Raw genomic sequence first — 17,928 nt, forward strand, 5'->3', positions numbered from 1 at the left:
CGTGAAGATAAAGGCACTGCTCGCCGTCGGTCTGACCGCGACGTCCCTGCTGGCCATGGGCGCCTGCGGCTCGTCCTCCTCCTCCACGTCCTCCTCCTCGGGCTCCACCTCCAGCGACGAGGGCGGCAACAAGACCCTGGCCGTCTACGCCTGGGCCGGCGAGATCCCGGATTCGGTGATCAGCGGCTTCGAGAAGGAGACCGGGATCAAGGTCACGGTCGACACCTTCGACAGCAACGAGACGATGATCTCGAAGCTGGCCACCGGCACCTCGGGGTACGACATCGTCGAGCCCAGCCAGTACGCGGTGCAGCTGATGGTGCAGCGCAACCTGCTCGACACCATCGACAAGACCAAGCTCACCGGCTTCGACAACCTGAACACGAAGTTCGTGAACCCGAGCTTCGACGCGGACAACGCGCACAGCCTCCCCTGGGCCTGGGGCACCACCGGCATCCTCTACAACGAGAAGTGCACCGGCGGGGCGATCACCGGCTGGGCCGACATGTGGGACAGCAAGTACAAGGGCAAGATGTACATGCTGAACAACATGCTCTCCGCGTACATCGCGGGGCTGCAGGTGCAGGGCCTCTCCGCCACCACCACGGCGCAGGCGGACATCGAGAAGGCCACCACCAAGCTGCTCGCGCAGAAGCCGCTGCTGGCCGGGTACAACAGCGACAACTACGCCGACCTGGTCGGTTCCGGCGACGCCTGCATCGCCGAGTCGTACAGCGGCACCACGGCCGCGAAGGCCGTCGCGAACAACGCGGACGTGCACTTCATCATGCCGTCCGAGGGCGGCACGCTCTGGACCGACTCGTTCTCGATCGTGAACGGCACGAAGAACCAGACCGCGGCCTACCAGTGGCTGAACTACACGCTCAAGCCCGAGGTCGCCGCGCTGCTCACCGACGACGGCTCGCTGGCCACCGCGAACGCCGCCGCGCTGAGCGACATCAAGAACACCTCGCTGGCCGAGAGCCCGGCGGTCTACCCGTCCGACGCCGACCTGGCCAAGGCCGAGTTCATCGTCGACCCCGGTACGGCACTGACCTACTACCAGGACGGCTGGACCAAGATCTCCGCCTCCTGAGTCACCCCTTCGCCTTCGCAGAACGGGAAGCACATGACGACCCAGACGCCCGCCGTCCGGCTCCGCGGGATCACCAAGTCCTTCGGCAGCAACCTGGTGGTCGAGCCCCTCGACCTGGAGATCGGCCGCAACGAGTTCTTCAGCATCCTCGGCCCCTCGGGCTGCGGGAAGACCACGCTGATGCGGATGATCACCGGCTTCGAGACCCCGACCGGCGGCTCCGTGGAGCTGGACGGCAAGACGGTCGACCGGGTGTCCACCCGGGAGCGGGATCTGAACATGCTCTTCCAGAGCTACGCGCTCTTCCCGCACCTCTCCGTGTACGAGAACGTCGCCTTCGAACTGCGGGTCCGCAAGACCGCGAAGGCCGAACTCGACACCCGGGTGCGGGAGGCGCTGGCCCTGGTCCGGATGGAGGAGTTCGCGGCGCGCAAGCCGGCCGAGCTCTCCGGCGGCCAGCGCCAGCGGGTCGCGCTGGCCCGCGCCGTGGTGGGCCGGCCCGCCGTGGTGCTGCTCGACGAGCCGCTCGGCGCCCTCGACCAGAAGCTGCGCAAGGAGATGCAGTTCGAGCTCAAGCGCCTCCAGCGGGAGGTGGGCATCACGTTCATCTACGTGACCCACGACCAGGAGGAGGCCCTGACCATGAGTGACCGGATCGCGGTCATGAGCCGGGGCCGCGTACTGCAGGTCGCCTCGCCCATCGAGATCTACGACGCGCCGACCTCCCGCTTCGTCGCCGGTTTCATCGGCAGCTGCAACCTGATCGACGCGGTGGTCGAGTCCGGCCGGGTGGTGGTGCCCGGCCTCGGCGCCGTGCCGGCCACCCTGCCGGACGGCACCGCCGACGGCGCGCGGGTCGTGGTGGCCGTCCGCCCGGAACGCATGACGCTCAGCGACCAGCCCATCGAGGGCGGCTTCGCCGGCGTCATCGCCGAGCGGGTCTTCCTCGGCGACGAGTGGACCTACCACGTGAAGGCCGGCGAGACCGAGCTGACCGTGCGGGTACCCAGCGGCGAGACGTCCACCGCGCTGGCCGGGCTGCCCGAGGGCGGCCGGGTCTGGGCCGCCTGGCCCGCCGCCGCCGGGCGCGTACTGCCCGCCGACGAAACCGCCTCCCCGCTGATCGGATCCCCCGCATGACGCCCGGCAACCCGTCCCTGCTCACCGCCGTCGCCCAGATGGCACCGACCACCGACGCGGCGGCCAACCGCGCGGTGATCGCCGGCCTGGTCGCCGAGGCCGGCACGGCCGGGGCCCGGCTCGTGGTGCTGCCCGAGGAGGCCATGCTGACCGCGGGCGAGGTGAAGGGCGAGCCGGTCGCCGACGTGGTGGCCCGGGAGTGGCCGCTCTTCGTCACCCGGCTCTCCGAGCTCGCCGTCGAGCACCGGACCTGGCTGATCGCGGGCGGCTACGAGCCCAGCGGGCAGGAGCGGCCGTACAACACGCTCGTCGTGCTGAACCCGCGCGGCGAGGTGGTCACCACCTACCGCAAGGTCCACCTGTACGACGCGTTCAGCTACCGAGAGTCGGACTACGTCGTGCCGGGGGCGGACCTGCCGCCCGTGGTGATGGTCGAGGGCGTCGCGATCGGCCTGATCAACTGCTACGACCTCCGCTTCCCGGAGCTCGCCCGCGACCTGGTCGACCGGGGCGCCGACGTGCTCAGCGTCTCCGCCGCCTGGGTCGCCGGCCCGGCCAAGGAGGACCACTGGACCACCCTGGTACGCGCCCGGGCGATCGAGAACACCTGCTGGGTCCTGGCCTCCGGCACCAGCTCGCCCGAGTGCATCGGCCACAGCCTGGCGGTCGACCCGCTCGGCGTGGTGCGGGCCGGGCTCGGCCCGGTGCGGACCGGGCTCGCCCTGGTCCAGATCTCGCTGGACCGCACCGCCGAGGTGCGCGAGGCGCTGCCCGCCCTGGCCAACCGGCGGCTCCGGGTGAGCGTCGAGATCCCCGCCTCTTCTACGAAGGAACCCGCATGACCCTGACCATCGGCACCCCGCCCGCGAGCCTCTCGGACGAGCTGGTCGCGAAGCTGACGAAGGTGTCCTTCCCGACCATCGGCCACTACCTGGAGGAGGGCTTCGTGGAGCCCGGCATCCAGCGCCAGTGCGGCACGAACCGGGTCGTCGGCAGGGCGATCACGGTCCGGCTCACCGGCCAGGACTCCACCCTGCTGCACCATGCCGCCGGGTACTGCGAGCCCGGCGACGTCTTCGTCGTCGACATGGGCGGCGACACCCGGCACGCGCCGGTGGGCGAGGTGCTCGCCGAGGTCCTGCACGCCCGGGGCGCGGCCGGCGTGATCATCGACGGGGTGATGACCGACATCGACGAGGTCGAGCCGCTCGGGCTGCCGGTGTACGCCCGTGGCCGCAGCGTGCTCACCACCAAGCTGCTGCACCTGGACGCCGGGGGAGTGCACGTGCCGGTGAGCGTCGGCGGTGTCGTGGTGAACCCGGGCGACGTGGTGCTGGCCGATCGCAACGGCGTCTTCGTCGCCGCCCCGGCCGTACTCGAGAGCATCGTCGACGTCGCGCTGGAGGACGACGCCGAAGAACCGGATCTGGTACGCCAGGTCCGCGGCGGCGAGCGGCTGGGCGACCTGACCGGCGCCACCGAGGCGGTCAACCGGATCCTGGAGGCACGGCGATGACCGTTCTGCTCAAGGCGGCCGTCAACGGCGGCCGCGGCTACGCGGAGAACCCGGCCGTGCCGATCACGCCCGCCGAGATCGCCGGGGCCGCGATCGCGGCGGTCCGGGCCGGTGCCGACGTCGTGCACGCCCACGCCCGTACCGCCGACGGCGGTCAGACGATCCACCCCGACGACATCGAGGCCATGGTGCGCGCGGTGAAGGCCGCGGACCCGTCCGTCGTGCTGGGCACCACCACCGGCCTGTGGACCTGCTCCGGTCACATCGAGCGGATGAAGCTGGTCGAGGCGTGGCCGGCCGGGGCGCTGCCGGACTTCGCCAGCGTCGCCTTCTGCGAGGAGGGCGCCGCCGAGGCCGCCGAGCTGGTGCTGGCCAAGGGCATGATCCTGGAGTCGGCGGTGTGGTCCCCCGCGGACGTGCCGGCCCTGCTCGCCTCGCCGACCCTGCACCACAACGTACGGATCCTCATCGAGCCCGAGGTCGAGGACCCGGACGAGGCGGTCGCCATGTGCCGGCTGATCGCCGCCCAGGTGCGCGCGGCGGGCGTCACCGCGCCGATCCTCTACCACGGGTACGAGGTCACGGCCTGGCCGGTGGTGCGGGCGGCGTTCGAGGACGGCTGCGAGACCCGGGTGGGCTACGAGGACATGCTGCTGCTGGAGGACGGCACGCCGGCACCGGACAACACGGCGATGGTGGCGCTGGCCCGCCGCATCGAATCGGGGATCTGACCCCCCGCCACCGGTTCGTGATCACGCGGACCGGGAGCCGGTGGAGGATGGGGACATGGCAGTCGACGAGATCGACCGGCGCCTCGTCGAGTTGCTCGGCGAGGACGGGCGGCGCACCTTCACCGAGATGGCCACCATGATCGGGGTCTCCGAGGCGACGGTGCGTGCCCGGGTGCACCGGCTCACCGCCGACGGCACCATGCGCATCGTCGCCCTGTGCAACCCCCTCACCCTGGGCCACCAGTCGGTACGGCTGCTGCTGACCGTACGCGCGCTCACCCCGCGTGCCGTGGCGGGGAGCCTGCTCGACCTGCCCTCGGTCGGCCGCGTCGAGCTGGTCTCCGGCTCACACGACATCTACCTCGAGGCGACCGCCCGTGACCTGAGCCAGCTCACCGACCTGCTCGACGAGCTGCGCCGGACGCCCGGGGTGGCCACCATCGACCAGTACGTGCTGACCCGGCTCTACAAGGACTACTCGTGGTCCGGCCTGCGCAACCCGGTGGGCGACAGGTCGGCCGGATCAGGCGGTGGACCCTGACGGCGGGTACGGCCGCGTCGGGCGGCTGACCGGGTCGCGGAACCCGGCCCACAGGTAGGTGTCCTTCACGACGTCGAGCGTGGTCGCCGTCTCGATCGTCTCGATACCGGGGATCCGGCGTACCTTTTCGGACAGGAACGCCGAAAGTTCGGCATGCGTCCTGAACTGGACGTCGGCGATCAGGTCGAAGCTGCCGATGCACGCACCCACCAGCTTCACCTCGGGCATCTCGGCCAGGGCGGTGGCCACGCTGGCGAGCGTCGCCCCGCGCACCCGGATCGACAGGTGCGCCTCCAGGAAGCCCATCCGCGTGGCGTTCGGCATGCCGACCACCTGCACGATGCCGAGGCTCAGCAGCCGCTTGTAGCGCGACCGCACGCTCCCCTCGGAGAGCCCGACATACCGCCCGATCTCCCCGAACGACCGCCGCCCGTCGATCCGCAGCTGATCGATGATCTTCCGGTCGATCACGTCGACGGCCTCAAGTTCCATGATCACGATCTTACGATCCCGGCACCTCCGCAACGGCCGGCGCTCAGAGCTGACCCCGCAGGTCACATCCTGAACCACCTGGTCGGGACGCCGGATCCCGTGACAGGGCGCCCGCCCGAACACTCCCCGCCCCCGGATCGCCGCCGCCACCCGCCAGGGTTCGTTCGCGGACCGCCGGGCGGCACCCCGCGGGCGGCGACCCGGCGATCCAGGGCGCCCTGGCCGGTCCGGCTGGCGCTCCGGGGTGTCTCGGCCGGTCGGCTGGCGCTCCGGGGTGTCTCAGGCGCCCCGAGAGACCCCTGAACACCAGCCACGAAGATCATCCCCGCGGTTGATCATGAAAAGTCGATCAAGCCCGGCCAAACAGGGCCCACCCCGACCGGGGGAAGCGGTCCGGGTTCACGATCATGCTTTGCTGGGACGGCGGGGATCCGCCATCGGTGCCCGTGTTCTTCCGGCGCCCCTCTGAGGGCTGCGCGCGCACACGATCATCGATGGTGTGCGCCCGCCGCCCCTGCACCCGCTTGATCGTGTGCACCCGCCGCCCGGCCTGCGCTGTTCGTGTGCACATGTCGCCCGGCCTGCGCTGTTCGTGTGCACCCGCAGCCCGGCTGGCGTCGTTCGTGTGCACGTGCCGGTCCGACGCCACCCGCGGCGCGGACGGGGAGCGGAAACCGGGCGGCCGGCGTGCGGAGGTCCCTTCTGGTCGTCGGCGCGGGCGCGCGGCGGGGATCAGAATCGGGCCGTGGACGTGTCTGGTGGGATGACGGCGGCGCAAGTTCCGTCGCCTTGAGGTGGTGGGTACACGGTCGGCGTCGGCGTGGCCCGGGGTCCGCATCGATAGACCCGTGTAACTCGATCGGCGTGTCGATCTCGGCCGATCGGTCGCTTCTCGGCTGCGGTCGGCCGAGTGTCGGTCTCCACAGCGGAGTGCGGTCATATCGTGACGACCATGAATCGGCGTTCTCTGCGCCTCTGGGTGAGGGTTCCGCTCGCGGTCTGCACCGTGCTGGCCGGGACCTGGTTCGTGATCGAGTGGATGCGCGGGAGCGTCGACTGGGGAGAGAACGTCGCTCTGATCCTGGCCGTCGTCACGCTCATCTATCAGGTGTTCGCGGATTTCGGTAAGCCCGCGGACAACGTGCTCTCCTCCGAGCAGCAGATGGAGGAGCTGGCCTCCGCGGTCGGCCGTCAGTGGTACGACGAGGCCGCCGCCCGCCGTCTCCGCGACCCCCAGGTGCTGGCGCTGAGCTGGTCGGAGACCACCCGCCCGGTGGCCGCGGTGGCGAGGCCGCCGTCGACCGGTACCGGTGGTCTGGTGCAACGCTCGAGTCTGCGCGGGCGTCTCGAAGGGGACTTCGACGCCGTCGTCGGCGATCTCGCCGCCCGATTCCGCCAGCTCGGCGACAGCAGTGTCGTCGTGCTCGGGCAGCCGGGCGCGGGGAAGAGCGTGCTCGCACTGCTGCTGACGCTTGCGGTGATCCGGATCAGGTCGGCCGGCGATCCGGTTCCGGTTCTCGTGCCCGCCTCGTCGTGGGATCCGATCTCCGAGGAGTTCACGCCCTGGCTCACCCGGACTCTCGCCGAGGCGTACTACAACGGCGACGAGAGCATTCCGCTGCTGCTGATGAAGCGGCACGACGAACACCTGAAGCTGGGCCGACCGCCGGTGATCCTTCCGGTGATCGACGGGCTCGACGAGATCGCCGAGTCCGGGCGCCGGCAGGCCACCGCGTACCTGAATCGCGTTGTCCGCGACGGTTGCCAGATCGTCGTGACCTGCCGTGCCGTCGAATTCGAGGAGCTGATCGCCGGCGGCGCGCCGAGGCTGGTCGGCGTGCCCGTCGTCGAGGTGCATCCGGTGCCGCCCTCCGACGTCCGCAGATATCTCACCGCCCTGCCCTGGCCGGAGGGCACCTCGTGGGAACGGGTCCTCACGGCGATGGACGCCCAGCCCGAAGGGCCGACCTCGTCGGCGCTCTCCACCCCGCTCATGGTGTCCCTGGCCCGTCTGGTCTACCAGCGTCTCGGTGGCGATCCGGGTGAGCTTCTCGGTACGGCGGACAGCCCGCTCTCCCGGCACGAGGTCGAGGACCGGCTGGTCAGCCGGGTGGTGGAGGCCGCGTACACGCCGACGCCGCAGGTCGGTGAGGTTCCGCCCGTCGACGCCGTGGCCGGACCGCCGTCTCCCGGCAGGTCGTGGCAGAGCGCCGACGCCCAGCGGTGGCTCACCTTCCTCGCCCGCTACCTGCACCGTACGCAGCAGCGTGACCTGGTCTGGTGGCAACTCGGCCAGCAGCTGCTCTCCCCGTGGGCCGGGCCGGCGCTCGGCATCGGCGCGGGTGCGCTGATCATGGTTCTCGTCTCGGTGACCTCGTCCGGCTTCGACAGCCTGGTGACCGGGCTCAGTACCGGGGCGGTGACCGGTGGCATCGTGGCCCTCGCGGTGATGGTCCTGTGGTTCATCTCCGCGGGCCGGCCACCCGGCCGGTTGTCCTTCACCCGGGCGGGATCACTGAGCCGCCTGCGCCACGGGTTCCTCCTGGGCCTGCGCATGGCCGTGGTACCCATCGCCGCCGGGCTGATGGTCGTCGCCCTCATCATCGGACTGGTCGACTCGTGGACGCTGGAGCGGACCGCGAGCTTCCTGGAGGGCACCTTCGGCGCGCTGGCCTGCGGGGTCGTCCTCGGGCTCGCGCTCGCGGCTCATGACTGGGTGAACGCGCCGCCGACCCGTGCCGCGCAGGCCAGCCCGACCGAGTCCATCGCGCACGACCGCAGGTCCGCCGTGGTGGGATCGCTGCTCGCGGGCCTCACGGTGGCGGTGTGCACGGTCCCGGCCATCGTTCTCGGTACCGCTGCCGGCGATGTGGTCCTGGGGGTGTTCACCCGTTGGTCGGGCTGGCCCGGCGGTTTCGCGCTGACCGATCTGCTGGTGTCCCGGGCCGAGTTCGTCGAGGACTGGTGGGGGTACGGCGACGTCGTCACCGTCCTCTGGGTCGCCCTGCTGGTGGGTTTCAGCGTGGGCGTCCTCATGCTGCTGTCCCGAGCCTGGTTCCGGTACCAGATCGTGCGGTTGGTCGCCCGGGTACAGGGAAACCTGCCGTGGCACCTGGCCGAGTTCCTCGCCGACGCCCGGCAACGAGAGGTGCTCCGGCAGGTGTCGGGTGGATACCAGTTCCGGCACATCAGACTGCACGACCAACTCGCCAATCCCACGGCATCGGGCGCCACGCCGCAGGCCGGCCGGTCCAGGGTGGCCGGCCTGCTGAGCGGTCATCCCCGTGCGTCGTGGGTCGTCGGCGTCCTGGCGGTGCTCGCGGCGTCCGCTCTGCCGTTGCTCGCTCTGCCGTCGGACGGCGCGGTGCTGGTCCTGCGGGGCGCCGGGAGCAGCCGGCTGTCCGACATCGAGGTCTCGCCGGACGAGCGATGGATCGTGGGAACGGGCGGCTCACGGGTCCGTGTCTGGGATCGGGGCGACGGGTCCGTCGTCCTCGACGAGGAGGTGCCCGGGGAACTGGACGACATCACCAGTTACACGAGCTTCCTCGCCGATGGTGGTGATCTCACGCCGGGCTTCGACGGGAACAGCCGCTTCTACGCCCGTGCCGGGATCCGCCGGCAAGCCGACGGGCTGTTCCAGGTGATGATGTGGGTGTGGGACCTGCAGAGCCGGGAACGGATCGTCAACGGGTTTCCCGGTGGCGTGGAGTATCTCGGCGAGGACCGGATGCTCCTGGTGCCGGTGTCGTACCCCGACGACCGGGACACGACGATCTCCATGGAGCTGTGGGATCTCGGGAACCACCGCCTCCTGCGACGGTTCTCGGATGCCGCGTTCCTCTCCGCGGCGGGTGGCGCGGTACTCCTCGTCAGCGAACGGGGCGGTCCCGTGAGGGCCTGGGACACCAGGACCGGCACGGCGATCCCGGCGGATACCCCGGTGGCGGCCGCGATATCCAGGATCTCGCTGAGTCCGGACCGGACGCTCGCCGCGGTCACCGAGGGGAACGGTCTGCGGCTCTGGAATCCGGCGACCGGGCGGAGCGTGGGACGGCTGGCTCCGGTGGAGGGCCAGAACTGGACCTTCGACCAGGACGGCACCCGGGTGATCGCTTCCAGCGGCGGGGCGAACGGAATCTCGCAGGACGACGTTACGATCCGTATCTGGGACACGGCGTCCGGTCGGCTGCTCAACACGATCGATGCGCCACCGAACCTGCTCGGCGGCGACTCTCAAGCCACACGGGGCGGCTACTACGGCGGAAGCCTCGAGGTTTTCGGTGACCGTCTGGTGGCCATGTCGCTGACCGGTGCTGACGGCACCGGCCGGCGCGTACACGTGTGGGATGTGGCGACCGCGGAGAAGCTGGTGGACATGCCGATCGGCTCGGCGCAGGTCTCGTCGAACGGCCGGTGGCTTCTCACGACGCCGGATCCGCCGTCTGACGGATCGTCCCCGCTCACGACCGTGTGGAATCTGTCCGCCGGAGGGCCGGTCCGGGCGAGTCCCACACCGATCGACATCGCCAGCGACCCGACCTTCTCTCCCGACGAGAACCACCTGATCGGTTCCGGAGAGGACGGCCTGCAGCACCTGTGGGATCCAGCGACGGGCCGGGACCTGGGATCTCTGGGAGATTCGTGGTCCTCGAACTATCAGAGCTGGGTGGCCGGCGACAGGGTGATGGTCATGGACAACGGCCGATTCCAGTATTACGACGTCCGTTCCAGTCATCTCCTGTTTCAGATATCCCCGAATCTCGGATACGGAGGACCATGGGCATCGTCCGCGGATGGCCGATCGCTGGCCATAGCGGTCAATCCGGAGGGGATCGGCATACGTGACGGGCAGACCGGAATCTACCGGAAGCTGCTTACCGGACATGTCGGACCGGTCGCCGAGTTGACGTTCGTGGACGAGGGTAGGTATCTCGTCTCGCTGGGCTATGACGGGACGGCGCGGGTGTGGGAGGTCCCCCGTTGAGGGACCGATGCCCGGCCGGGGAGGTCACTTCACGGCGCCGCCGGTGATGCCGGAGATGATGCGGCGAGGATCAGGGCCGGGTGCCGCAGATCCAGGTGGTAGCGACCGTTCTCGATCACCCGGGCGCCGCCCCGCTGGAGGAACGAGATCCACCCTCGCCTCGCCGCCCGGCGGTCTGGAACGATGCGGGTCATGACGAGCATCGACAGCAGCCCGTTCGGTACCGCGCCCGACGGCACCCCCATCGAGAAGTGGACGCTGACCAACCGGAACGGCCTGTCGGTCTCCATCCTCTCCTGGGGCGCCACCGTCCAGTCCGTCCTGGTCCCGGACCGCGACGGCACCCTGGCCGAGGTGGCCCTCGGCTTCGCGGACCTGGACGGCTACACGTCTCCCGCCTACCTCGCCGGCAACCCGTTCTTCGGCTCCACGATCGGCCGCTACGCCAACCGCATCGCCGCCGGAGCCTTCACTCTGGACGGCGAGACGTACAAGCTCGCCCAGAACGAGGGCCAGACCACCCTGCACGGCGGCGCACAGGGCTTCGACCAGCGCATCTGGCAGGCCGTCGGCGTCTCCGGCGGCGTCCGGATGTACTACACCTCACCCGACGGCGAGCAGGGTTTCCCCGGCACTCTCCAGGCCGCCGTGACCTTCACGCTCGACGACGACAACCGCCTCCGTTTCGACTACGAGGCCACCACCGACCGCCCCACGGTCGTGGCCCTGACCAACCACACCTACTGGAACCTCGCCGGCGAGAACTCCGGCACCATCGAGAACCACCTCCTCCAGATCAACGCGGACCATTACACCCCGATCGACGCCACCCTGATCCCCACCGGCGAGTTGGCCCCGGTCGACGACACCCCGTTCGACTTCCGCACGCCCCGACCCATCGGCTCCCGCCTGCGCGCCGACCACCCGCAACTGACCGCCGGCCGCGGTTACGACCACAACTTCGTCCTGACCGATTCCGGTCCCGCGGCCATCGTCCAGGACCCGCACTCCGGCCGCGTGATGACCATCGAGACCACCGAGCCCGGCCTCCAGTTCTACTCCGGCAACTTCCTGAACGGCGGCCTCCGCGGCTCCACCGGCTCCCAGTACCGCCAGGGCGACGCGTTCGCCCTGGAGACCCAGCACTTCCCCGACAGCCCCAACCACCCGTCCTTCCCGTCCACGGTCCTCCGCCCGGGCGAGTTCTACACCTCCACCACGACACACACCTTCACCACGGCCTGACCTCGCCCGACGGCCTCTCCGCGCCGCCGGGCCCACGCCCGCGACTCCCCGGCGGCCCTTTCGTGTCGCCGGGCCCGCGCCCGCGAGTCACCGACGGCCGTGAACGCCACACCATCACCAGCGCCACCAGCGCCAGAACGCTGATGACCGCCTGGGCCACCCGGGCGGTCCAGCCGATCCCCGGAAGCCCGTAGGTGGCATCACCCGTTCTCCACCGCGGCGCCCGCAGTATCGCGGAGCGCGAGTTCCCCGACGCGCGGCAGCGGCTCACGTGTCCGCCCGCCATCAACGGGACACCCGGCGCCGTTCTCCGGTGACAATGCTCGCCATGCGCGTTGCCATGGCAAGCCTCGCCGGGCACCCCGGCCGGGCCAATGAGGACTTCGTCGCCGCCCTTCCCGCCGCAACCCTTCCCGCCGCAGTCCGTTCCACCGCCGCCAGTTCCACCGCCGCCAGTCCTACCGCAGCTCTTCCCGCAGCCTCCCTTCCCGTCGCCGCTGTGCTGATCGACGGCGCCGACATCCCCGGCATGGAGTCGGTCTGTCATCACGGCGTCGCCTGGTACGCCAGTCGCCTCGGTTCCTCCCTCCTCGAACTCCTGGCGCTCGGCCCCGATCGTGCTCTCGTAGCCGTGCTCGCCGAGGCCATCGCCCGCGTCACCGCGGAGCACCGTGGGACCTGCGACGTCGCCGATCCCATCAGCCCGTCGGCCGCCGTCGCACTCCTCCGCGTCACCGCGTCCACCGTCGACTACCTCGTCCTCGGCGACGCCACGCTGGTCGTGAGCGGCGCACCGTCCGCGCCGCCGCACGTGTCTCAGCAGCTGCTCGTCACCGATCCGCATGTGCCTCAGCTGGTCGTCACCGATCCGCGCGAGCCGGTCATCAGCCGTGCCTACGAGTCCCGTCTGAAGGACGTCGCCGCCGAGAGCCCTGAATATCACCACCTCCTGCGTGAACTGCGTTCCCATCGCAACCAGCCGGGCGGATTCTGGCTGGCCAAGGACGACCCGTATGCGGCGGAGGAGGCAGTCACCGGTTCCCGCCCGCTCGCGGGCGTGAACAGTGCCGCACTGCTCAGCAACGGGGCGAGCCGCCTGGTCGACACTTTCCATCTCGCGGACTGGGCCGGAGCTCTCGCTCTGCTCGCCTCCAGTGGTCCCGATGAACTCCTTCGTCGCGTCCGCCGGGCCGAGGCCGATCGGGCGCACCCCTCCGACGACGCCACCATCGCGTTCTGCACCGACCTCACCGACTTCCGATCGTCCTGACCCACCCGAAGGCAGCGCGCCTCCGGTGGCCCCCTGCGGCCCGGGCGCCCGGGTGGCCATGCGACGAGTCTGGACGTTGTCCCAGGGGCAGAGTCAACCTGCGATTTCCGGTGTGGACGGCGCCAGGACCGCCGCGTCGAAGTCCGGCTTGGGCAGCACACTCCCGGCTGCGCCGGGCGCCGGGCTTGTGTCTCGCGCTTGGCGGTACCTCGCGCTTGGTGGTAGTTCGCGCTTGGTGGTAGTTCGCGCTTGGTGGTAGTTCGCGCTTGGTGGTAGCTCGTGCTTGGTGGTAGCTCGTGCTTGGTGGTAGCTCGTGCTTGGTGGTAGCTCGTGCCTGGCGGTACCTCGCGCCCCGGCCGGACTTCGGCAGAGGCTAGGACGAAGCCGGGGGAGCGAGGACGAGACCGGTCACCGCGTCCACCAGGGCGGCGCCGATCGTGGACCAGTCCGGGGCCTGACCGGTGCGCGCGGCGGCGGCTTCCTCGTCGGCGCAGGTGTGGATGACGGTGAGGCGGACCATCCGGGTGCGCAGCTCACGGACGCGGTTCGGGAGATCGGGGGCGTAGGCCCATACGGTCGCGCTGGCCTCCTCGAGGGCGGCGGAGAGCGCCGGATGATCGTCCACCATGTCGCCGAAGACCGGGTCGGCGGTGATCTGAGCGCTGAAACGAGCGCCCCAGCAGGGGCTTCCCAGAGAGGCGAGATGCTGGACGTACGGGAGGATCAACGTCGCCACATGGGTACGCGGATCGGTGGCGCCCCGAGCAGTCTCGGCCAGCTCCTTCAAGCGGCGTCCTACGTCGGCGGCGTGGGAGTCGGCGATCGCCCGGATCAGATCGGTGCGGTCGCCGACGTGGTATGTCAGGGCCGAGTTGTTGCCGACGCCGGCGGCCTCCACGATCTGCCGGAGGGAGACGTCGGCGAGCCCACGTTCGGCGTACAGGCGCTCCGCGGTCCGGAGCAACAGCGCCCGAGTCAGCTCGGCCCGCTCCCGGCGGCGATCTCCCATGCCGTCCATTGTCACCAACCATCCACCTCCCAGTGGTCACCACCGGCGGGAAGTCCTCGTTCGGCCCGCTCGCGTGAACGCCGCCGGGCGTCCCGACGTCGGCTGGTCCTCTGGGTGTCTCGTGGTGGTGGGCTGGTCCTCTGGGGTGTCTCGTGGTGGTGGGCTGGTGGTGCGGGGTGTCTCGGGCGCTCCGATTGGCCCGTGAGCGCCGCTCGTGTGTGGAGTTCGGGCCCCGGCGGCGGGGCTGGGGTGTGGTTACCAGCGGACCGGGACCTCCTCCAAGCCGCCCACCAGGAGGCCTTCGCGGCGGCGCAGCGCCGGGACGTCGACGGCGAGGGCCAGGGTCGGGAGGCGGGTGAGCAGGACGGTGAGGACCGTCTGCAGTTCGATGCGGGCCAGGGACTGGCCGAGGCAGGAGTGGGGGCCGGCGCCGAAGGTGAGGTGCGGGTTGGGGGAGCGGGTCAGGTCCATCTCGGCGGGGCAGGAGAAGACGCGCTCGTCGCGGTTGGCGGAGGGCATGGCGGAGAGGACCGTGGTGCCGGGGGAGATGGCCGTGCCGGCGATCTCGATGCGTTCGGTGATCTGGCGGTGCATGCCGAAGCCGAGGTTCGCGTCGAAGCGGAGGACCTCCTCGACGGCGGTGCGGACCAGGGACGGGTCGGCGAGCAGCTGCTCCCAGCGGGAACGGTCGGCGAGCAGCATGGCGGCCATCTTGCCGATCATGTTGGCGGTGGTCTCGTGGCCGGCGACCAGGAGGGCCTGGCCGGTGAAGACCAGCTCGGTCTCGGAGAGGCGGCCGTCCTCCGTGTCGACCACCGTCACCAGTTCGGAGAGCAGGTCGTCGCCGGGGGCGTCGCGTTTCGCGCGTACGTGGCCGACCATGTACTGCCACATCTCGGCGGCGGACTCCTGAACCTCCTGCTGGCTGAAACGGGTCAGGCTCAGGAAGTGGTCGGACCAGTAGGCGAACTTCTCGCGGTCGGCGGCGGGCACACCGAGCAGGTCACAGATCACGTAGACCGGGAGCGGGAAGCCGAGGGCGGTTCGCAGGTCGGCGGGAGCGCCGTGCTCGATCATGTCGTCGATCAGCTGGTCGGCGATCTCGGTGATCCGGGGCTGCAGGGCGGACATCCGCTTGGCGGTGAACGACCTGCTCAGCAGGCGGCGCCAGCGCATGTGCTCGGCATTGTCGACCATGAACGAGGGCGCGCCGCCCATGGCGCTGGCGGCGCCGGCGCCGGTCCCGCCGTCGTCGGCCAGGGCGCGGGTGAACCGGGGGTCGGAGAGCAGCGTACGGACGTCGTCGTAGCGGGTGAGCAGCAGCGCGTCGCCGCCGTGTTCGGTGCGGACGTGCGCGACCGGGCACTTCTCGCGCAGCTCGGCCCACTCCGCCGGCGGGTCCACGGCCGTCGGCGGCTGGAACGGGTAGGTCAGAACGGTCTCCTGGTCGGTCATCACATCACCTCGTAGTAAGACAATCGCCTGATTACTTGATACGGTACGAGGCGGACGACGAGGAATCAATGCTGCGAAGTTGATCATTTCGGACGCCGGGTTCCCGTGAAGGCGTCCCGGGTGTCGGGAGGTCCCCAGTGAAGATCTCGGTTGACCAGGAGAAGTGCATCGGGGCGGGTCAGTGTGTTCTCACCGCCCCGGATGTGTTCGATCAGCGCGACGAGGACGGCGTGGTCGAGCTGCTGGAGGAGACGCCGCCCCCGGAGCACCAGACCGCGGCCCGCGACGCCGGTGCGGTCTGTCCCGCGGCGGCCATCGCTGTCCGGGACTGATCGCGACAGCGGGACTGATCGCGACAGCGGGACTGATCGCGACAGCGGGACCGGGTGCGGGCCGGTCGTGCGGAGCGGGGCGCGGGGGAGCCGGTCCGAGACGATGCGGCGCTTCACGGCGGTGGCCGGGACGTTTTCCCGGATCCGAAGCAGGACGGGAGCGTCAGCCTCAGCGACGCGGGGATCGATCGGCTGTCGGCGACGTTCAAGGCGGCCGAGGAGAAGTGCCGCGGCCTGTTGCCGTCGCTGCGTCCCCAGAAGACGACGGGCTGAGGGTACGGGGAGGGAAGGGGCGCAACCGCTCACGCACGTCGCACCGGAGGGTCTCGCGTCCTGGACGCGCCAGCGGCCAGCGGGACCCGCAGGGGCCCTCGGCGGGAGCGACGGTCGGTACACCCCACCCCGCCGCGACATGCGGACTTTGATTTTTGGGGTTGACCGATCTCGATATCGTCCGGGGATGGGATCGGTGGTGTTGATAGCGCAGTTGGGGTGTGGGGGCGCGGTGTGGGCGCCGGTGGTGAAGCTGCTGGACGGGGTGGATGTGATCACCTATGACCGGCCGGGGACCGGGGCGGAGCCGCCGCGGCCGGAGCCGAATCCGGCGCTGCCCTACAGTGCGTTCGCGGCGGAGCTGGCGGCCGTGCTCGACGCGCGCGGGGTGCGGGAGCCGGTGGTGCTGGCGGCGCATTCGATCGGGGGGAGCATCATGCGGATGTTCGCCGATCGGTATCCGGAGCGGGTGGCCGGCCTGGTGCAGATCGACGGGTCGCTGGCGCAGTTCTACCTGGACTACGAGTCGGACGGGAACGACGCGCCGATCGACGGGGATCTGCCCGGGGCGACCGCTTTCGACGTGGCGCGGGGGCAGGTCGAGCTGATGGAGGCGAGCGCTCCGGACGTGCCGGCGGTGGTGGTGACGCGGCGGCACGGGTGGTGGCCGGCGGAGCGGACGGTGCCGCATCCGTCCGTTCATGACCTGTGGTACGTGAGTCAGCGCCAGCTCGCCGAGGAGTGGGGCGCGCCGCTGATCGAGGCGGTGGAGGCCGGGCATCAGGTGCCGGCGGAGGCGCCCGCGCTGTGTGCCTACCTGATCGGGGCGGTGGTCCGCGCGGCGCGGACCGGCTCCGGGGTCGAACTGGACGACGCGGAGCTCGGGCGGCGCGGCGGGGTCAGGCGTGCTGTGGGCTCCCACCGGGCGGCTTGACCAGGCGATCGCCGACCTCGACCTGCTGCCAGAGATCGCGGTCGAGCTTGACGTCGAGCTCGGATCCGTCATCGAGGGCGACCGTGAGGCGGCGGTAGAGGTTCGAGCCGTCGAGCAGTGCGCGGGACTTCTGCACGATGGTCCCGCTCCAGGTATCCGCGTGAGTAGCCATCTTCCAAGCCTAGGCCTGATTTGTCGGTTAAATCGATACCTTTCCGACGGACCAGCCGAGCTCCTCGGCCATGTCGCCGGAGCGGAGGCCGAAGGACGGGACCCCGGCGGCTGCTTTCGCCCATCCCGCCTCGTAGCGGGGCTGGGCGTCGGGTATTCGGCTCAGGTAGCGGTAGACGTAGGCCTCGATCAGGTCCGGGCGGTGCCGGCTCGCCAGCCACTCGACCAGGGCGCTGGGGCGGTTGGTGTAGTCGCCGGCCCGGGAGTTGACGATCAGGTCGGGGGAGCTGGCCTCGTCGAACCAGGGCACCACCGCGCCGCGGAAGACGGCGGCGAAGGACTCCAGCCGCTCGGCCCGGGTTGCCGGATCGGTCAGGTCGATGTCGCCGTCGGCCGCCTCGCCGTACACGTGGCCGCGGTGCCGTCCCGAGGCGTAGCCGAGCAGGTGGGCGCAGAAGAGGTCGCCCTGGCCGAGGATGCGGTCGGCGTTGATCCGCCGCCACCGGCGCAGCTCCTCGTCGCGGACGTTGAGGATGGTGCCGACCTTGACCAGCTCGCCGGGCTTGTTGTGGCGGTTGGGCTGGAAGTGAACCTGGTGGATCAGCTTGCCGGGCCGCCTCTCCAGCCGCAGTTGTCCCGGTACCCAGCGGAAGCCGGAGGATTTGAGCGCCGTTCCCAGCCATGCACCCGCGGCGGCGATGACGTCCCCGGGCGGGCTTTGTTCCTGTGCCACGCT

General features: G+C 70.5%; 17 protein-coding genes. 11 read left to right on the forward strand and 6 right to left on the reverse strand.

The window, feature by feature from the left end; all coding sequences use genetic code 11:
• Nucleotide 1: 1 nt before the first annotated feature.
• The 6 genes from AB0M08_RS29240 to AB0M08_RS29265 are packed head-to-tail and all read left to right on the forward strand — an operon-like array spanning nucleotide 2 to nucleotide 5,024.
• A complete protein-coding gene (locus tag AB0M08_RS29240) occupies nucleotides 2-1,096 on the forward strand; it encodes a spermidine/putrescine ABC transporter substrate-binding protein (protein WP_364499905.1) in 1,095 nt (364 codons plus the stop codon).
• A 33-nt stretch (nucleotides 1,097-1,129) separates the two neighbouring features.
• The gene (locus AB0M08_RS29245) at nucleotides 1,130-2,236 is read left to right on the forward strand and encodes an ABC transporter ATP-binding protein (RefSeq protein WP_364499908.1); all 1,107 of its coding nucleotides are present in this window, start codon (nucleotides 1,130-1,132) and stop codon (nucleotides 2,234-2,236) included.
• Complete coding sequence (locus AB0M08_RS29250) at nucleotides 2,233-3,078, forward strand: carbon-nitrogen hydrolase family protein (protein WP_364499911.1); 846 nt, start codon at nucleotides 2,233-2,235, stop codon at nucleotides 3,076-3,078. Before AB0M08_RS29245 ends, AB0M08_RS29250 begins: the two co-directional genes overlap by 4 nt.
• Entirely contained in the window at nucleotides 3,075-3,752 is a 678-nt protein-coding gene (locus AB0M08_RS29255) for an RraA family protein (protein WP_364499914.1), read from the forward strand. The genes AB0M08_RS29250 and AB0M08_RS29255 overlap by 4 nt, the downstream gene beginning before the upstream one ends.
• The gene (locus AB0M08_RS29260; RefSeq protein WP_364499917.1) at nucleotides 3,749-4,483 is read left to right on the forward strand and encodes a 3-keto-5-aminohexanoate cleavage protein; all 735 of its coding nucleotides are present in this window, start codon (nucleotides 3,749-3,751) and stop codon (nucleotides 4,481-4,483) included. Before AB0M08_RS29255 ends, AB0M08_RS29260 begins: the two co-directional genes overlap by 4 nt.
• A gap of 55 nt (nucleotides 4,484-4,538) precedes the next feature.
• Nucleotides 4,539-5,024: an Lrp/AsnC family transcriptional regulator gene (locus AB0M08_RS29265; protein ID WP_364499920.1), complete on the forward strand. Its 486-nt coding sequence runs from the start codon at nucleotides 4,539-4,541 to the stop codon at nucleotides 5,022-5,024.
• Here the strand turns inward: AB0M08_RS29265 and AB0M08_RS29270 are convergent.
• Nucleotides 5,007-5,516 carry an Lrp/AsnC family transcriptional regulator gene (locus tag AB0M08_RS29270; RefSeq protein ID WP_364499923.1) on the reverse strand — a complete coding sequence of 170 codons (510 nt, stop codon included), beginning with the start codon at nucleotides 5,514-5,516 and terminating at the stop codon, nucleotides 5,007-5,009. The genes AB0M08_RS29265 and AB0M08_RS29270 overlap by 18 nt on opposite strands.
• A 952-nt stretch (nucleotides 5,517-6,468) precedes the next feature.
• Between AB0M08_RS29270 and AB0M08_RS29275 the strand changes: the two genes are divergently transcribed.
• Entirely contained in the window at nucleotides 6,469-10,503 is a 4,035-nt protein-coding gene (locus AB0M08_RS29275) for a hypothetical protein (RefSeq protein ID WP_364499926.1), read from the forward strand.
• Nucleotides 10,504-10,532: 29 nt separating this feature from the next.
• Here the strand turns inward: AB0M08_RS29275 and AB0M08_RS29280 are convergent, their stop codons facing one another.
• Nucleotides 10,533-10,697: a hypothetical protein gene (locus AB0M08_RS29280; RefSeq protein WP_364499928.1), complete on the reverse strand. Its 165-nt coding sequence runs from the start codon at nucleotides 10,695-10,697 to the stop codon at nucleotides 10,533-10,535.
• Here AB0M08_RS29280 and AB0M08_RS29285 point away from each other — a divergent pair.
• Together AB0M08_RS29285 and AB0M08_RS29290 are read left to right on the forward strand one after the other, a co-directional pair.
• Complete coding sequence (locus AB0M08_RS29285) at nucleotides 10,696-11,748, forward strand: aldose epimerase family protein (RefSeq protein ID WP_364499931.1); 1,053 nt, start codon at nucleotides 10,696-10,698, stop codon at nucleotides 11,746-11,748. The genes AB0M08_RS29280 and AB0M08_RS29285 overlap by 2 nt on opposite strands.
• Nucleotides 11,749-12,076: 328 nt before the next feature.
• Complete coding sequence (locus AB0M08_RS29290; protein WP_364499934.1) at nucleotides 12,077-13,018, forward strand: hypothetical protein; 942 nt, start codon at nucleotides 12,077-12,079, stop codon at nucleotides 13,016-13,018.
• 373 nt (nucleotides 13,019-13,391) lie between these two features.
• Here the strand turns inward: AB0M08_RS29290 and AB0M08_RS29295 are convergent, their stop codons facing one another.
• Nucleotides 13,392-14,027 carry a helix-turn-helix domain-containing protein gene (locus AB0M08_RS29295; protein WP_364499937.1) on the reverse strand — a complete coding sequence of 212 codons (636 nt, stop codon included), beginning with the start codon at nucleotides 14,025-14,027 and terminating at the stop codon, nucleotides 13,392-13,394.
• Nucleotides 14,028-14,282: 255 nt separating this feature from the next.
• Entirely contained in the window at nucleotides 14,283-15,482 is a 1,200-nt protein-coding gene (locus tag AB0M08_RS29300; protein WP_364499939.1) for a cytochrome P450, read from the reverse strand.
• 137 nt (nucleotides 15,483-15,619) lie between these two features.
• Here AB0M08_RS29300 and AB0M08_RS29305 point away from each other — a divergent pair, with 137 nt between their 5' ends.
• On the forward strand, nucleotides 15,620-15,814 hold the full coding sequence (locus AB0M08_RS29305) for a ferredoxin (protein ID WP_364499942.1): 195 nt from the start codon (nucleotides 15,620-15,622) through the stop codon (nucleotides 15,812-15,814).
• Nucleotides 15,815-16,274: 460 nt separating this feature from the next.
• Nucleotides 16,275-17,021 carry an alpha/beta hydrolase gene (locus AB0M08_RS29310; protein WP_364499945.1) on the forward strand — a complete coding sequence of 249 codons (747 nt, stop codon included), beginning with the start codon at nucleotides 16,275-16,277 and terminating at the stop codon, nucleotides 17,019-17,021.
• Here the strand turns inward: AB0M08_RS29310 and AB0M08_RS29315 are convergent.
• Together AB0M08_RS29315 and AB0M08_RS29320 are read right to left on the reverse strand one after the other, a co-directional pair.
• Complete coding sequence (locus tag AB0M08_RS29315) at nucleotides 16,987-17,193, reverse strand: hypothetical protein (protein ID WP_364499947.1); 207 nt, start codon at nucleotides 17,191-17,193, stop codon at nucleotides 16,987-16,989. The genes AB0M08_RS29310 and AB0M08_RS29315 overlap by 35 nt on opposite strands.
• A 27-nt stretch (nucleotides 17,194-17,220) precedes the next feature.
• Nucleotides 17,221-17,925, reverse strand: coding sequence for a hypothetical protein (locus tag AB0M08_RS29320; RefSeq protein ID WP_364499950.1), 705 nt, complete (start codon nucleotides 17,923-17,925; stop codon nucleotides 17,221-17,223).
• Nucleotides 17,926-17,928 lie beyond the last annotated feature (3 nt).

Origin of the sequence: Actinoplanes sp. NPDC051851, assembly GCF_040681165.1 — a bacterium.
GTDB lineage: Bacteria > Actinomycetota > Actinomycetes > Mycobacteriales > Micromonosporaceae > Actinoplanes.